Source organism: Gammaproteobacteria bacterium, assembly GCA_014075255.1.
Taxonomy (GTDB): domain Bacteria; phylum Pseudomonadota; class Gammaproteobacteria; order UBA4575; family UBA4575; genus JABDMD01.
Genome location: CP046178.1, coordinates 380,045 through 395,539 on the forward strand (window position 1 = coordinate 380,045; position 15,495 = coordinate 395,539).

13 protein-coding genes are annotated in these 15,495 nt (G+C 39.1%); 9 read left to right on the forward strand and 4 right to left on the reverse strand.

Annotation, left to right across the window (positions count from 1 at the left end):
* The first annotated feature begins 24 nt into the window (after window positions 1–24).
* Entirely contained in the window at window positions 25–228 is a 204-nt protein-coding gene (locus GKR92_01900; GenBank protein ID QMU60516.1) for a DUF2970 domain-containing protein, read from the forward strand.
* A 1-nt stretch (window position 229) separates the two neighbouring features.
* Here the strand turns inward: GKR92_01900 and GKR92_01905 are convergent, their stop codons facing one another.
* From GKR92_01905 to GKR92_01915, 3 genes are all read right to left on the reverse strand, one after another.
* Window positions 230–838, reverse strand: coding sequence for an arylesterase (locus GKR92_01905; GenBank protein ID QMU60517.1), 609 nt, complete (start codon window positions 836–838; stop codon window positions 230–232).
* Between the two features lie 20 nt (window positions 839–858).
* Window positions 859–3,765 carry a hypothetical protein gene (locus tag GKR92_01910; GenBank protein ID QMU60518.1) on the reverse strand — a complete coding sequence of 969 codons (2,907 nt, stop codon included), beginning with the start codon at window positions 3,763–3,765 and terminating at the stop codon, window positions 859–861.
* Window positions 3,766–3,955: 190 nt separating this feature from the next.
* On the reverse strand, window positions 3,956–4,279 hold the full coding sequence (locus GKR92_01915) for a DUF3470 domain-containing protein (protein ID QMU60519.1): 324 nt from the start codon (window positions 4,277–4,279) through the stop codon (window positions 3,956–3,958).
* A 187-nt stretch (window positions 4,280–4,466) separates the two neighbouring features.
* Here GKR92_01915 and GKR92_01920 point away from each other — a divergent pair, with 187 nt between their 5' ends.
* Window positions 4,467–5,393, forward strand: a complete 927-nt coding sequence (locus tag GKR92_01920; protein ID QMU60520.1) for an NAD-dependent epimerase/dehydratase family protein — start codon at window positions 4,467–4,469, stop codon at window positions 5,391–5,393.
* 42 nt (window positions 5,394–5,435) lie between these two features.
* Here the strand turns inward: GKR92_01920 and mutS are convergent, their stop codons facing one another.
* Window positions 5,436–7,976, reverse strand: coding sequence for a DNA mismatch repair protein MutS (mutS, locus tag GKR92_01925; GenBank protein ID QMU62684.1), 2,541 nt, complete (start codon window positions 7,974–7,976; stop codon window positions 5,436–5,438).
* 137 nt (window positions 7,977–8,113) lie between these two features.
* Here mutS and GKR92_01930 point away from each other — a divergent pair, with 137 nt between their 5' ends.
* From GKR92_01930 to csrA, 7 genes are all read left to right on the forward strand, one after another.
* Window positions 8,114–8,602, forward strand: coding sequence for a nicotinamide-nucleotide amidohydrolase family protein (locus tag GKR92_01930; GenBank protein QMU62685.1), 489 nt, complete (start codon window positions 8,114–8,116; stop codon window positions 8,600–8,602).
* Window positions 8,595–9,125, forward strand: a complete 531-nt coding sequence (gene thpR, locus GKR92_01935) for an RNA 2',3'-cyclic phosphodiesterase (protein QMU60521.1) — start codon at window positions 8,595–8,597, stop codon at window positions 9,123–9,125. The genes GKR92_01930 and thpR overlap by 8 nt, the downstream gene beginning before the upstream one ends.
* Window positions 9,126–9,271: 146 nt before the next feature.
* On the forward strand, window positions 9,272–10,330 hold the full coding sequence (gene recA / locus GKR92_01940; GenBank protein ID QMU60522.1) for a recombinase RecA: 1,059 nt from the start codon (window positions 9,272–9,274) through the stop codon (window positions 10,328–10,330).
* Window positions 10,331–10,472: 142 nt separating this feature from the next.
* Entirely contained in the window at window positions 10,473–10,796 is a 324-nt protein-coding gene (locus tag GKR92_01945) for a RecX family transcriptional regulator (protein QMU60523.1), read from the forward strand.
* 42 nt (window positions 10,797–10,838) lie between these two features.
* Complete coding sequence (gene alaS, locus GKR92_01950; GenBank protein ID QMU60524.1) at window positions 10,839–13,436, forward strand: alanine--tRNA ligase; 2,598 nt, start codon at window positions 10,839–10,841, stop codon at window positions 13,434–13,436.
* Between the two features lie 137 nt (window positions 13,437–13,573).
* On the forward strand, window positions 13,574–14,812 hold the full coding sequence (locus tag GKR92_01955) for an aspartate kinase (GenBank protein ID QMU60525.1): 1,239 nt from the start codon (window positions 13,574–13,576) through the stop codon (window positions 14,810–14,812).
* Window positions 14,813–14,958: 146 nt separating this feature from the next.
* Window positions 14,959–15,150, forward strand: coding sequence for a carbon storage regulator CsrA (gene csrA / locus GKR92_01960; GenBank protein QMU60526.1), 192 nt, complete (start codon window positions 14,959–14,961; stop codon window positions 15,148–15,150).
* Window positions 15,151–15,495: the final 345 nt, after the last annotated feature.

Here is a 15,495-nt window from a genome sequence, read left to right on the forward strand (position 1 = left end):
TTTTCCAACTTATGAGGAAAGCATGTGGGAGACGGAAAGCCATCGTTTATTGACGTCGTAAAAAGCGTACTTGCCAGCTTTTTTGGTGTGCAGAGTGATAAAAACCGCAAGCGTGATTTCCAACATGGTAGTCCTGCGCAATTTATAATCGTTGGATTAGTGTTGACGATATTATTTATCATCGGAATGATACTTATAGTGAAATTCATTCTTGCTTCAGCTGCATAAACTATAACGCATCATAATCCTCAAGAAACTCAAAAATTCCCTCTGCTAATAGTTGATAGCCGTCTGCATTAGGGTGTGCAAAATCTGATTTTAGTGAGTTATCACCTAGAATATCAGGCAGTAGCGAAAGTTCGATTGGAATGTTAGTTTCATTGGCAATTTCTTCATAAAGTTCAGAACTCTTTAGAAAAATACCTGGTTCAGGTACACCGAGCATGGCAACTTCTATATTTCTTGTTTTTGCTGACTCAATCATTGCTGATAAATTACTTTTTTGCTCAATGCGAGAAAGTTTTTTTAAGATGTCATTCCCACCATGAATAAGAATGAGTAGGTCGGGCTTATGTTCATCGAGTATTTTTGGTAAACGTTCTAAACCTTTACTGCTAATTTCTCCAGGTACTCCAGCATTAATTACAGTAATGTTTGCCAATTTGGATAATAGTGCAGGGTAGTCTTCTCCTTTATTTGCGCCTGTGCCGTAGGTTAGGCTGTCGCCAAAAGCAAGTATTGTTGCATCACTTGATAGCGGACTTAGATTTTTAGATGAGTCGCTGCATGTAAAGAGAGCAAAAACTAACAGTAATATTGCTAATACATTTATTTTCATATAACTACTTATTTCAGTACTCAGTGATCCCAAAAACTTTTCCTGCAAACACCAAAAGCATCGCATCTTTCGCAAGTATCGTTGTTTGCAAGAGCTGTAAGCGGGATGTCTTGTTGTAGACTCTTAAAGAATGACTGTAAGCGATGAAGATGTTCGTTTTTTAGATTATCAAGTTCATTATCTTTAATTACAGCTATGCTTTTAACGGTATTGTTGTCACCTATTGCGACAAATTCAACCTGTGTTGTTTTCTCATTTGTGTTGCCTTCATTTAATAGTGCATACATAGGTAATTGCACTTGTTCACCTGCAATAATACTTTTCTTGGTCGGTGTAATTCCAGTTTTATAATCAATAATGGCATAACCCTCTGAAGATCTGTCTACTCGATCAAGTCTGCCATGAATTTGTGACGTCTCATCGATATTATATTTCTTGGAAATTTCGTGATCCTTCGGAAGGTAATTTGCTTGTCGTTTACTTTCCCATTCTATGAATTTTGGGACTAAATTTAACCAGCGTTGCAGCCATAATTTGTTATTAAAATTCTCATCAGATTCATTGTCAGAAGATTGGGCGAATACTTGTTTGCTAATCGAACATAATGTGTCTTCGGCTTCTTTGCGATTATGTGTAGTAACAGTCTTATTAAAAGGGCCGGGAATAGAAGATAAATTGCTGAAAAAAGCATGAATGCTTTGATGTACTAAGCTTCCAAAATCTGCTTTGCTTAATTCTTCTTTAAGTTCATTTGTTTGAGATAGTTTTAAGCAGCTTAAGACAAAGTATTGATAAGGGCAGTCAATCAGACTTTGGTATTGAGAAATTGAAATACTGTCTGGTTTAATTTCTGGTAATAATACAGGCCCAGGTTGTATTGATTGTGCTGGAAATGGAATTTCTGATCGTTTTTTAACAGTAGTGGAGTCTTGTTCTGTTAAATGTTGCAAGTTGGTATTAGTTAAATGCTTTCCATATGCCATGTAGTAAAACGTTTCGATGGCTTCTAGCCATGGAGAAGGAGTCATTATTTCTCCATTTTTCTCAGTTTGTACGGTTATTAGTATTTGGTCTGCAGCATCGAGTAAACAGCGAAATTGGTGTAAATGTCGCGCATGATCATCACGCCAGGTAGGAATGTTTAGTTCGGTACGGACCTGTTCGTTAAAAAACACGTAATTATTATTAGTACCAGGAAAATTATTTTTATCTACTGAGGCGATTATTAGTGCGTCAAACTGTTGCAGGCGACTTTGTTCCAGACTGCAAAATGTTACGCTAGCCTGGTTAATTAATTGAGGAATAGGCGGCTTGTAGTTTTGCTGATCAAATATTCTAGACATAAAACGTCTAGATTCAGACCAACTTAGTTTGTTATCGACTAATTTAAAATGAGTAACCTGATCTTCAAATAAATTGATAATCTGCTTTCCAGCATCATCATTGCTTAGTGTGGTGTAAAGGCCTATTGGCTTTAGGCTATTTAACAGCTCATTTATAAATCGATGTAATGGATAGGTTTTATGACTATGCAACTTTGCTAGCAATTGCGCACTGGTTTCAAATCTATCGATTAGCTCTATTAGGTAGTCAAAAATGCAAGCATCTACTGTTTGATTCTTGGCCTGAACTTTCTCAATGGCGCTACGATAACGATGGATGCCACTATGCAGATTGAACGCAAGGATAACTTCTTTTTCAAAAAAATTAATGGCTTGCTCATGTAAATCACTGTCTTCGACAGGAAAGAAGGGAGAAGTAGCAAGCGCTAATAGTTGTTTGGCAGGATATCTTTCTTCTATTAATTGTAGCCACCATTCTACTACTACAGCAGCACTGGTTGTAGCTAAGGCCCAGCCTGCAGCATCGTTTACAGTAATGTTGGCGTGTTCAAGAACTGCGCGCAATCTTCGTACTAACTTACGATCTGTAGTAACAATACCAATATTATGTTTGTTTTCATTAACCCAAATACGAATTTGAACATCTATGGCTTTTGTATGATGCTCGAAGTTATTGCTTTTATAGGTGCTTAAATGATCACCCAATGAATCAGGTTGCGAACCTGCAAAAATTTCTGCTCGTTGTTTAATGTTAAGTGAACTATCTGCAAAAACTTCGTCGAGCAGTATAGAATATGGGGTGCTTTCATTATTCTGTTTGAATTCTAATTGGGTGTCAGGGTTAATGTACTTTTTTAACCAATAATTGGTTCGCACAGAGCAATCTGAGTTACTCGCATAAGCAAAAAATAATAATGTGCATTGTTTTTCAATTCTATTTAGAAAATCGCATTCAAGTTTAGATAACTGATCTAATCCTACACAATAAAATATATTTTCCTCTGAAATATTTATACTCTTTAAGGCATTGGCATAGGCTTGAGTGGGATCAATGTAATTTTCATCAGTAGTTTGATTTAACCAAGCTTCCCATAATACTTTTACTAGATCAGATTCGTGTAAAAGAGCACGAGAAATATCTTGGTTTTCACCTTGGTAGTATGTATTAAATTCTATAGGCTCAATGTCATTTAATAACATTGCATCGAATAGTGATAAGAGTTCGTTAGCTATACCCCATGGGTTTGCACTGGAGAATAAATCAGGTTGTTGCTTAATGGCATCAACTAAAATCAATTCACGTGCATACTGAGCTAAAACCGGCTTGTTTATTTCATGTTTGCTACGGACCCATTGGTGTATTGTGGTTAACGTCGGTGGTAATACTGCATCGTGGCCTTGCTTTACGGCTTCTTTGAGAATTATTTCGCGCAGTATACTTTGTGATAGTTGATTGGGTAAAAATACAGTGACTTTGCGTAGGTCGGGAAACAAATGTGTTGCTTGTTTTGCAATTTCTTTACTGATGATATCCAGTAGGTTATTGCTATAGTGAACAAGATGTATGTTGTTGAGTGCGTACAAAAGTGAATGAAATTCTGATTTATCTAGATGCTTTATTAATAAATGGTCTCAAAGTGTTCATGTGTATAAACATACCCACTGCATTCACGGTATTTTTTGGTTCGTTTTATGTCCACGAAAGGAATGTATGCCGTTTTTGCAGGAGTAAACTGGTCAAGAGAAATCAGAGCTTCTTTATGATTCATTTAAATTATTCTTCTAAGTAATCGCGTTTATTTTCGACAGTTTCCCAATCTTTTGCATCATCGGGGGCGGGTTTTATACTGGTTATCACTGGCCACTTGGCAGAAAACCTTTCATTAATCTCAAGAAAATCATGCTGATCTTCTGCTAGGTCATCTTCACTCACTATCGCTTCAACCGGGCACTCAGTTTCGCACATGGCACAGTCAATGCACTCTTCGGGATCAATGACCAGCATATTGGGGCCTTCATGAAAGCAGTCGACCGGGCAGACCTCTACGCAATCAGTATATTTGCACTTGATACAGGATTCAGTTACTAAAAAAGTCATAAAAATTGTTAACGGTTGTTGAGGTGAGCAATTGTAGGGAATTGTGGCAAAGATGAAAATATAAGCTGAAATTAACGTAAATTCGGATGAGATCGTGACTAGATCGCATTCCCTATATATATAAGACGCTATAATTATCTGATAATTCCAATAATTATAACTCAGACAATAAAAATAGTGATATGTCATGAATAAATATCTTGTAACCGGTGGTGCTGGTTTTATTGGCTCGCATACGGTAGATCAACTACTTGAGCAAGAACAACGCGTGGTAGTGCTGGATAACTTCTCATCTGGTCATCGTGAAAACCTGCCTGAATTTCATCCTTTATTAGAAATCGTTGATGGAGATATACGTGATGCCTCGGCAGTAGCAGAAGCAGCTGATGGGGTAACCCATTGTTTGCATTTAGCCGCACAAGTTTCTGTAGTGAAATCACTTGAAGACCCTGTAGATTCAGCTACTCATAACATTCTCGGTTTTATCAATGTACTCAACGCGATCAAGAAGAATAAAGCTAAACGATTTGTATATGCATCATCCGCGGCTACCTACGGAAACCCAAAGACCTTGCCTTTAAGTGAAGCAGAACCGCTAGGCCCGGAATCACCGTACGGTTTAGAAAAACAAATAAACGAGTTATATGTAAAGTTGTTTAAAGATCTTTACGATACATCTTCTTGCGGCATGCGCTTTTTTAATGTGTTTGGCCCAAGACAAGATCCAAAATCACCTTATGCGGGCGTAATTGCATTGTTTGCAGATGCGGTGTTAGCCAATCGAGCCTTAACTATTAATGGTGACGGTTCTCAAACACGTGATTTCATTTATGTAAATGATGTGGCAAGAGCTAATGTAGCTGCGCTAGGCTGTGACTATCAGGGTGCTGTAAATGTGGCGACAGGTTCGACAGTTACTTTGCTAGAATTAATTGAAGTGTTGGAAAAAATTGCCGGACACACTTGCGATAAAACATTTGGGCCTGAAAGAGAAGGGGATATCAAACATTCCGCAGCAATGGTAAATACATTGCAACAATCACTTAATGTAACCGCTAAGCATGGTTTAGAAGAAGGATTAAGGGAATTATTGAATCAACCTGTTAAGGCTTAGATTTATTGGTAGCTATGATCGCTTATGGCCGAAAGCGGACATTTAGCTTAGAGACTTTAGTTTATATAAAATTTCTAAAGCTTCTTTAGGGGTAAGTTCATCTGGTTCTATATTCTCTAAGAATTCAACACTAGGATGTGAAATTTCTTCTTCTAGCGCTAAACCAAGCTGGGACTGTTGGTTAGTTGGTTTTGTTCGTATCACTTCTGATTCCAATTGTTTTAATTTTAGTTTTGCACTGGCAATAACCGATTTTGGTATACCTGCAAGTTGCGCCACTTGTAAACCATAACTTTGATTTGCAGGACCTTCTTTTACAGCATGTAAAAATATTATTTTTTCATTGTGTTCGATCGCATCAATATGAACATTATGAATATTGTCAAAAAGTTCAGGTAGCTTGGTGAGCTCAAAGTAATGCGTGGCAAATAAGCTATAGGACTGATTTACTTCGCTAAGATGCTCCGCGCAGCACCATGCAAGAGATAATCCATCGTATGTGCTGGTGCCGCGTCCCACTTCATCCATTAACACTAAGCTTTGCTTAGTTGCGTTGTTTAATATGTTTGCCGCTTCTGTCATTTCAACCATGAAGGTAGACCGGCCGGAACTTAAATCATCTGATGCACCGATACGTGTGTAAATGGCATCTATAGGGCCAATTATTAATTCTTCTGCAGGGACAAAACTACCGCTATACGCTAGCCAAGTAATGAGTGCAATTTGACGCATGTAGGTAGATTTTCCACCCATGTTTGGGCCGGTAATAAGTAATAACTTACGTTGCTCGTTTAATAATGCGTCATTAGCAGTAAAAGGGTCGTTTTGTACATTTTCAATAACAGGGTGTCTGCCCTGCTTTACGCGTAAACAATTTTCTTCTGTAAAGGTTGGTTGTACGTAATTTAAAGTAGCAGCGCGTTCAGCTAATGTTGCAAGCGCATCCATTTGTGCTATCGCTTTAGAGCAGTTCTGAATAACTAGTAAGTCGGTATTTAATTCAGCTATTAGTTGCTCGTATAAAAATTTTTCACGCTTTAGAGAACGTTCTTTTGCACTAAGCACATTGTCTTCAAACTTTTTAAGTTCTGGAGTAATATAGCGCTCTGTATTCTTTAAGGTTTGTCTGCGAGTGTAATGCTCAGGCGCCTGATCTGCATGGCTGCGTGGAATTTCAATGTAATAACCATGAATACGGTTGTATGAAACCTTTAAATTTGTAATATTGGTTGCGCTTTTTTCTTGTTGCTCTAAATCAATTAAAAATTGATTTGCGTGAGTGCTAATGTTGCGTAACTCATCTAGTTCTTCATCGTAACCCGATTTAATAACGCCACCGTCACGAATGAGCGCGGGAAGCTCTTCTCCTAAAGCATTTTCAAGTTTAAGTTTTAAGTCTTCATGATTGTTTAACTGTTTAGCAGATTCAGTTAGCAGTTCATTTTTATAATTTCCGAGTTGCAATTGGATGGCTGGAATGCATTGCATAGTTGTGCGCAGGGCATCAAGGTCTCTCGGTTGAGCAGTTTTTAAAGCAATACGACTACGAATACGAATACGTTCTATATCTTTTACTTCTGAGAGAAGATCATGCAATTCACTGTAATTATTTTGTTGCAAAAACTCAGAAATAGCAGCATGACGCAACACTAAAGTACTTTTAATGCATGTAGGTTGGTTTAACCAAGCGCGTATACAGCGAGAACCCATTGCGCATGCTGTTTTATCTAGCACGTTGACTAAACTATGTTTTGTATCACCTTGAGTAGAAACTTCTATTTCAAGATTTTTTCGCGTAACTCTATCGATAGCCAAGTATTCATCTTTATGGCAAACCTTCAATCCATCGATATGTGGTAGCTGTGTTTTCTGAGTGTCTTTGATGAATTGCAGTGCTGCACCAGCAGCTGATATGGCTAAAGGATATTTATCACAGCCATATCCACTTAAATCTTTTGTGCCAAATTGCTTGCATAGTGCAGTGACCGCTGATTCAAATTCAAAATGCCAGGTAGGTATAGATCTAGAGGTGTATTTATCAACTAACGGAGTTAAATCTGTATTTAATAAAGTATCTTCTGCTAATAAAATTTCTGCTGGTTGTATGCGATCAATTTCATCGAGTAATTCTTGATTTGAATTGCAAGTTTGTAATAAAAATCTACCAGAGCTTAAATCTATATAAGCGATTCCATAACTATTTTCATGCGCGCATATCGCCAGCAAATAGTTTTCTTTTTGCCGTTCTAGTAATTCATCTTCAATAACGGTGCCTGGTGTGATCACGCGAGTGACTTTGCGTTCTACCAGGCCCTTACTGGTTGCGGGGTCACCAATTTGGTCGCATATTGCAACAGACTCACCGCGTTTTAATAATTTCGCTAAATACCCCTCTGTTGCGTGAACCGGTACACCTGCCATAGGAATTTCATCAGCAGAATTTTTGTTACGTGATGTTAAAGTAAGATCAAGTAACTTGGCGGCACGTCTCGCATCTTCAAAAAACAGTTCAAAAAAATCACCCATACGATAGAACAGCAACATATCGGGATATTCTGCTTTGATACGTAAATATTGCTGCATCATAGGCGTGTGTTTTATTGGAGGGCGTGCGATCATAAATGGCAGTCTAACGAAGAATACTTTTTTAGGCAGCTCAAATAGTATCCAATAGTAAGGCAAGTACAAGAATAATTAATTCATGTTGATTGAGAGTAGTGATCGTTGTGCCAAATAAAATTCTGATTAATAAATTGGCAGAATGTTTAGTTGAAAAAAACTTAACCCTTGCGGTTGCGGAATCTTGTACGGGCGGAATGCTTGCGCAACAATGTACTTCGATTGAAGGTAGCTCTAGGTGGTTGGAATGTGGATTTGTGACCTATAGTAATGCCTCTAAAATTCGCTTGTTAAGTGTAGAAGCTAATGTTCTAAATGAATATGGAGCGGTAAGTCCTCAGATTGCAGAACAAATGGCTATTGGGGCTCTTGAGCATAGTAATGCTGATATTAGTGCTTCTATAACTGGAATCGCGGGCCCTGGTGGTGGTAGCGAAGTAAAACCGGTAGGTACTGTGTACATTGCAACCGCGGTTAAGAATCAAGCAGCCCATGCAATACTTCATACATTTCAGGGCGATAGGCACGCTATCCGTGAGCAATCGACACTAACTGCAATAGAACACCTTATAGAGAGAGTACATGGCTAAAAAGCGCTTATTTTTTGGCCTATTGCCTGACCAAGAGGTCCATTCTCAGTTGGTGGATTTATCTAGGTCATTTCCTATTATAAAAGGAGTGAAACCTGTACCTAACAATAATCTGCATATTACTTTGCAATTTTTAGGTGATTTAGAAGCAAGTGAACGTAAGTGTTTGGAAAAGAAGATGGCGCAAACGTTTGTGCAAACATTTTCATTGCGTTTAGATCTTTACGGTTATTTTAAGCTTTCGCAAACTTTATGGCTTGGATGTTCTTCCTATCCTAGAGAATTAACTAGACTGACTAACCATCTAAAATCTATAGCAGAAAATTGTGGTGTAAATACAGATGAACGTATTTATAAACCACATGTGACTTTGTTTAAGAACATGCCTAAGGCAGATTTTCCTGATATACCTTTTACCATTACTTGGCGGGCAACTGAATTTCACTTACTGGAATCCGTTACAGATGAAAATATAACTCGATATAATTCACTTGCAACATACTCGTTCTTAAAAGAAGAATAATGTAAACAAATAAATTTAGATGTCATAGCAAGTGTTTTTGCACTTCGGATGTGCCAAGATAATCAAACTAATGTTCAAACATTAGCAACAAATCTATATTCAAGAATAGGCCGTAACATAGGCCATAAACGTTAGAGGTAGTACCAGTGGACGAGAATCGTAAAAAAGCGCTAGTGGCCGCACTTGGTCAAATTGAAAGACAATTTGGTAAAGGTGCAGTAATGCGCTTGGGTGATTCTACTGCTGCACGTGATATTGAAGTTGTATCCACGGGCTCTCTAGCTTTAGACGTTGCTCTGGGAATTGGTGGCTTGCCTAAAGGGCGTGTAGTAGAAATTTATGGGCCAGAATCATCAGGTAAAACAACGTTAACGTTGCAGGCTATAGCTGAATGTCAAAAGAATGGTGGCACTGCAGCCTTTGTTGATGCGGAACATGCTTTAGACCCAAGTTATGCTGAAAAAATTGGTGTAAATGTAGATGATCTTCTAGTTTCTCAACCGGATACTGGTGAACAGGCACTAGAAATTACCGATATGTTGGTTCGTTCTGGTGCAGTAGATATTGTAGTAGTGGATTCGGTTGCTGCATTAACTCCGCGAGCTGAAATTGAAGGTGATATGGGTGACTCACATATGGGCTTGCAGGCGCGTTTGATGTCGCAAGCATTGCGTAAACTCACTGGTAATATTAAACGCTCCAACACCATGGTGATTTTCATTAACCAAATTCGCATGAAGATCGGTGTTATGTTTGGGAGCCCGGAAACTACCACAGGTGGTAACGCGTTGAAATTTTACGCTTCAGTGCGTTTAGATATTCGTAGAATTGGTGCGATTAAAAAAGGTGATGAAATTCTTGGTAACGAAACTCGTGTGAAGGTTGTGAAAAATAAACTGGCACCTCCTTTCAAGAAAGCTGAATTTGAAATTCTTTATGGTGAAGGTATTTCTAGATTGGGTGAGTTGATTGATATGGGTGTTGAATATGACATGGTAAATAAAGCAGGATCTTGGTATAGCTATAACGAAGAGCGTATAGGGCAAGGCAAAGAGAATGCGCGTGCATATTTGCTTGAAAATCCTGAAATGGCGAATGAAATTGACCAAAGATTACGTGCACAATTATTACCAAGTGATGATAACTTAAATCAAGATGTAGAAGCAGACGATACCGCAGCAGAGGAGGAAGCGACTGAAGCCTGATTCTAATAAGCAAGCAAATAAGCCAGCACGATCCGTACGTAATTCTGCACTTGGAATTCTAGCTAGGCGTGAGCACACACGCCTAGAGCTGACTCGGAAACTTAAAGCCAAAGATTTTACGGATAGTGAAATCGAAGAACAGATGGAAGTTCTTATCCAGGACGGTTTGCAAAGTGATGAGCGATATGCAGAAAGCTATGTGAATATGCGCCGCAAACGTGGATATGGTCCTCTCAAAATTAAGCAAGAGCTTCAACAACGTGGAGTTTCTTCAGATCTAGTTGATATATTTGTCGAGTTTAACGATACAATCTGGTTAGACACGGCATGCCAGGCCTATGAAAAAAAATTTGGCGGTAAGCTGCTAGATACTGTAAATGAGCGTGCCAAACGTATGCGTTTCCTTCAGTCCCGTGGCTTTACTGGTGATATAATCCAAAAAACATTCAGTACATTCGGATCATAAAATCATTTTGAGACGCTATTGATGGCGTCCAGTGTAGTCAATATGGAACTTAGCTCAGAACTTCGCAGTGCATTTTTAAATTATTTTAAAGAAAACGGTCACGAAATTGTGCCGTCTAGTCCACTTGTGCCCGGAAATGATCCTACCTTGTTATTCACCAATGCTGGAATGGTGCAATTCAAAGAAGTATTTCTTGGTAAAGAAGTGCTCAATTATAGCCGTGCAACCTCAAGTCAGCGCTGTGTACGTGCAGGCGGCAAACATAATGATTTAGAGAACGTTGGTTATACCGCAAGGCATCACACCTTCTTCGAAATGTTGGGTAATTTTAGTTTTGGGGATTATTTTAAATCTGAAGCAATTCACTACGCTTGGGATTTTCTAACCAAAGTGGTTGGCTTGCCGGAAGAAAAATTATGGGTAACGGTTTTTGAAGAAGATGACGAAGCTGCAGAGATTTGGCTAAACGAAATAAAAGTGGATCCCAATAAGTTAGCACGTATCGGAGCCAAAGATAATTTTTGGTCGATGGGCGATACCGGTCCTTGCGGTCCGTGTACGGAAATATTTTATGACCATGGAGATAAAATACCAGGCGGCCCGCCAGGAACACCTGAAGAAGATGGTGATCGCTACGTAGAAATTTGGAACCTGGTGTTCATGCAATATGATCGTGATAAAAAAGGTAACTTAAACCCACTACCAAAACCTTCAGTGGACACTGGCATGGGTTTGGAGAGACTTGCAGCTATCTTGCAAGGTGTTACGAATAATTATGATACTGATCTTTTTGCTGGAATTATTAAAACTACTGCTGAAATTGCAAAAGTAAAAGATACTTCAATGCCATCGTTACGTGTTATTGCGGACCATATACGTTCATGTAGTTTTATGATTATCGATGGCGTGATTCCTTCTAATGAAGGTCGTGGTTACGTGCTGCGGCGCATTATTCGACGTGCGGCACGGCATGGAAACAAGTTGGGAATAACCGAGCCCTTTTTTTATAAACTAGTTCAACCACTAGTGGATAACATGGGTTCTGCGTATGCGGAACTGCCAGAGGCACAACAGCGGATAGAGAAAGTATTAGCAACAGAAGAACAGCGATTTAATGAAACACTTCATCAAGGCATGCGTATTTTGCAGGATGATATAAAAAGTTTAACAGGTGACACAATTTCAGGTGAAACCGTATTTAAACTTTATGATACGTATGGGTTTCCGGCGGATTTAACCGCTGATGTAGCTCGTGAGAAAAATTTAAAAATTGATGAAAGTGGTTTTCAAAAGCAAATGAAAGCGCAACGTGAGCGTGGACGTCAAGCCAGTCGTTTTGATGTGGATTATGATGCATCTATTGCTGTACTCACTAATTCAGAGTTTACTGGATACGAACACATTGAAGATCAAGGCATCGTAAAAGAGATCTTTGTTAATAATGAAAGTGTAGAGGCTATTAATGAGGGAGAATTTGGGCTTGTCATTCTTGATCAAACGCCTTTCTATGCAGAATCAGGTGGCCAAGTAGGTGATCAAGGATTGTTAAAAATTAAACAAGCCGCATTTGAAGTGATTGACACACAAAAACAGGGTAATGCACATGCGCATATCGGCAAGCAATTATCGGGGGCATTAAACGTAGGTGATAAAGTTAATGCACTGGCTGATGCAGTGCATCGACAAGCAACCGTTTTAAATCATTCTGCGACCCATTTAATGCATGCTGCTTTGCGAGAAATTTTAGGCACACACGTTCAGCAAAAAGGCTCGCTAGTTGCACCGGATCGTTTGCGTTTTGATTTCTCTCATGATGCAGCGATAAGTGATCAAGACTTACAAAAAATTGAAGACATTGTTAATCATCAAATTCGCCTGAACACAATAGCGACTGCAAACACCATGTCAAAAGACAAAGCGCTCGAAGCTGGAGCGATGGCATTGTTTGGAGAAAAATACGGGGATGAGGTGCGTGTACTTTCAATTGGTGAGTTTTCAGTTGAACTGTGTGGTGGAGTACATGTGAACCGTGCAGGTGATATTGGAATATTTAAAATAATTTCTGAAACAGGAATTGCTTCTGGCGTTCGTCGTATTGAAGCGGTAACTGGTGAAGGCGCACTGCAATGGATTAAAGACAATGAAAATCAGTTAGCAAATATTGCCGATGCGGTTAAAGCATCCAAAACAGATGCTCGAGATAAAGTCGTACAACTTGTTGAGCGTAACCGAGCTCTTGAAAAAGAACTCAATCAGTTGAAAGGGAAGTTGGCCACTCAAACGGGTAGCGATTTAGCGTCGTCTGCAATTGAAATCGATGGCATGAAAGTTTTAGCACATAAAATTGAAGGAGCTGATCCTAAGTCTTTGCGAGATACCTTAGATCAACTAAAAAATAAGCTAGGAAGTGCGGCAATTGTTTTAGGCACTAGCAATGGCGATAAAGTAAGTTTAATAGCTGGAGTAACCAAAGATCAGACTAGCCGTATCAAAGCGGGTGATCTAGTTAATGCAGTGGCGGTACAAGTTGGTGGTAAGGGTGGTGGACGTCCTGATATGGCGCAAGCTGGCGGCACGGATCCTGCGGCACTCGATGCAGCGCTTCAATCTGTACCAGATTGGATACGTGCAAACTTATAGTTCTATAATTTACGGTCTTAATAGTGGTAAATCTCTAGTAAATTCCTGGCCTGATCATTAGAATCTACTCGCATTGCTTCTTGGCATCTAATTCAAATATTCAAATACCTAATATAATTTATTAAGAGATAGTAATTTTGGCGCTTATCGTACAAAAATATGGCGGGACTTCAGTAGGCACAGTTGAGCGTATCGAAGCCGTGGCTGAAAAAATTATTGCTACAAAGAACCAAGGCAACCAAGTTGTAGTAGTGGTATCTGCTATGAGTGGTGAAACCAATCGTTTACTTGGTTTAGCGGAAGAGGTTCAGGAAACTAAAACACCTGCTGGCCGTGAATTAGATGTATTAGTGTCGACTGGAGAACAGGTGACCATCGCATTGTTATCTATGGCATTACAAAAAAGAAATTGCGATGCAGTGTCTTGCACTGGCGGGCAATTAAACATTCTTACCGATAATAAATTTAACAAAGCACGCATTCAGGATATTGATGGTGAGCGCCTAAAGAAATTACTGGATGATGGCAATGTTGTCGTAGTTGCAGGATTTCAAGGTGTAGATTGTGATGGCAATATTACAACATTAGGCCGAGGTGGTTCTGATACCACAGCAGTGGCGTTAGCAGCTGCTGCGAAAGCAGATGAGTGTCAAATCTATACTGATGTAGATGGTGTTTACACTACTGATCCAAGAGTAGAACCCAATGCACGGCGTTTATCACGCATTACATTTGAAGAAATGTTAGAAATGGCCAGCTTAGGCTCAAAAGTTTTACAAATTCGTGCAGTAGAATTTGCTGGTAAATATGATGTGCCACTTAGAGTTCTATCATCATTTAAAGAAGGTCCAGGCACTTTAATAACCTATGAGGATGACAGCATGGAAGATCCATTAATCTCAGGTATTGCATTTAATCGAGATGAGGCTCAATTGACTATAAAAGATGTGCCCGATCAACCGGGTGTGGCCGCCCATATTTTGGGTCCAATATCGGCTGAAAACATCGAGGTTGACATGATTGTGCAAAATATAGGCAGAAAAGATACCGCTGATTTCACCTTCACAGTACATCGAAATGACTATGATAAAGCACTGAAAATCCTTGAAAATACTGCAAAAATACTGGGTGGAGGGCGCATTGGTGGAGACCCAAATATTGTAAAATTATCATTAGTTGGTGTAGGGATGAGGTCTCACGCGGGAATTGCGAGTAGAATGTTCAAAGCACTAGCTGATGAGAAGATAAATATCCTTATGATATCGACCTCGGAAATTAAGATTTCGGTCGTAATAGAGGAGAAGTATCTAGAACTTGGTGTAAGAACATTGCATGAAGCATTTGAATTAGATCAGGCGACGGAGGAAAAACACTAAACAGTAAGTGTGGGAAGAATAACAAAACAGCTTTGGTAGGAGAGAAACCATAGGAGTGACGGTTAACAGGAAATGTTGATTGTTGCATTGGTTAATTAAATAAAAATAATAAACGTATAAAAACGGACTATCTAGGAGATACGGGAATGCTGATTTTGACCAGGAGAGTTGGTGAAACATTGATGATCGGAGACGATGTTACGGTCACTGTGCTAGGAGTTAAAGGTAACCAAGTACGTATTGGGGTAAATGCCCCGCGTGATATTGCGGTGCATCGCGAAGAAATTTACGAACGTATCAAGCGCGAAAAAGCTAATGCAAATGAATCAACAGGCTAGCAACTAGGTCATTTGCGTTAAACACTTCTAAAAATCATATGGGCTGTCGGTGATTACATCATCGATGCTATAACTTCTATTCGTTTTAATAAATGATTTGTTAAATCATTTCGAATTATTTTTCGGTTGCTTTACTAATAACTTCCATAATCCATAAATAAATCGCTAAGAAAATAAACATTGAGCCAAATAGAATTAAAACCCATGCGATGACGTGAATATTGCTCAAGGGTAGGAATAATATTCCGATGCCGATAGCTATTTGTGCGATTCCGAATAGGAGAGTTTGGAGTGGTGTGAGGTTGAGCATGTGTGAATCTTACACGGAGAGATTGATTCGAGTCA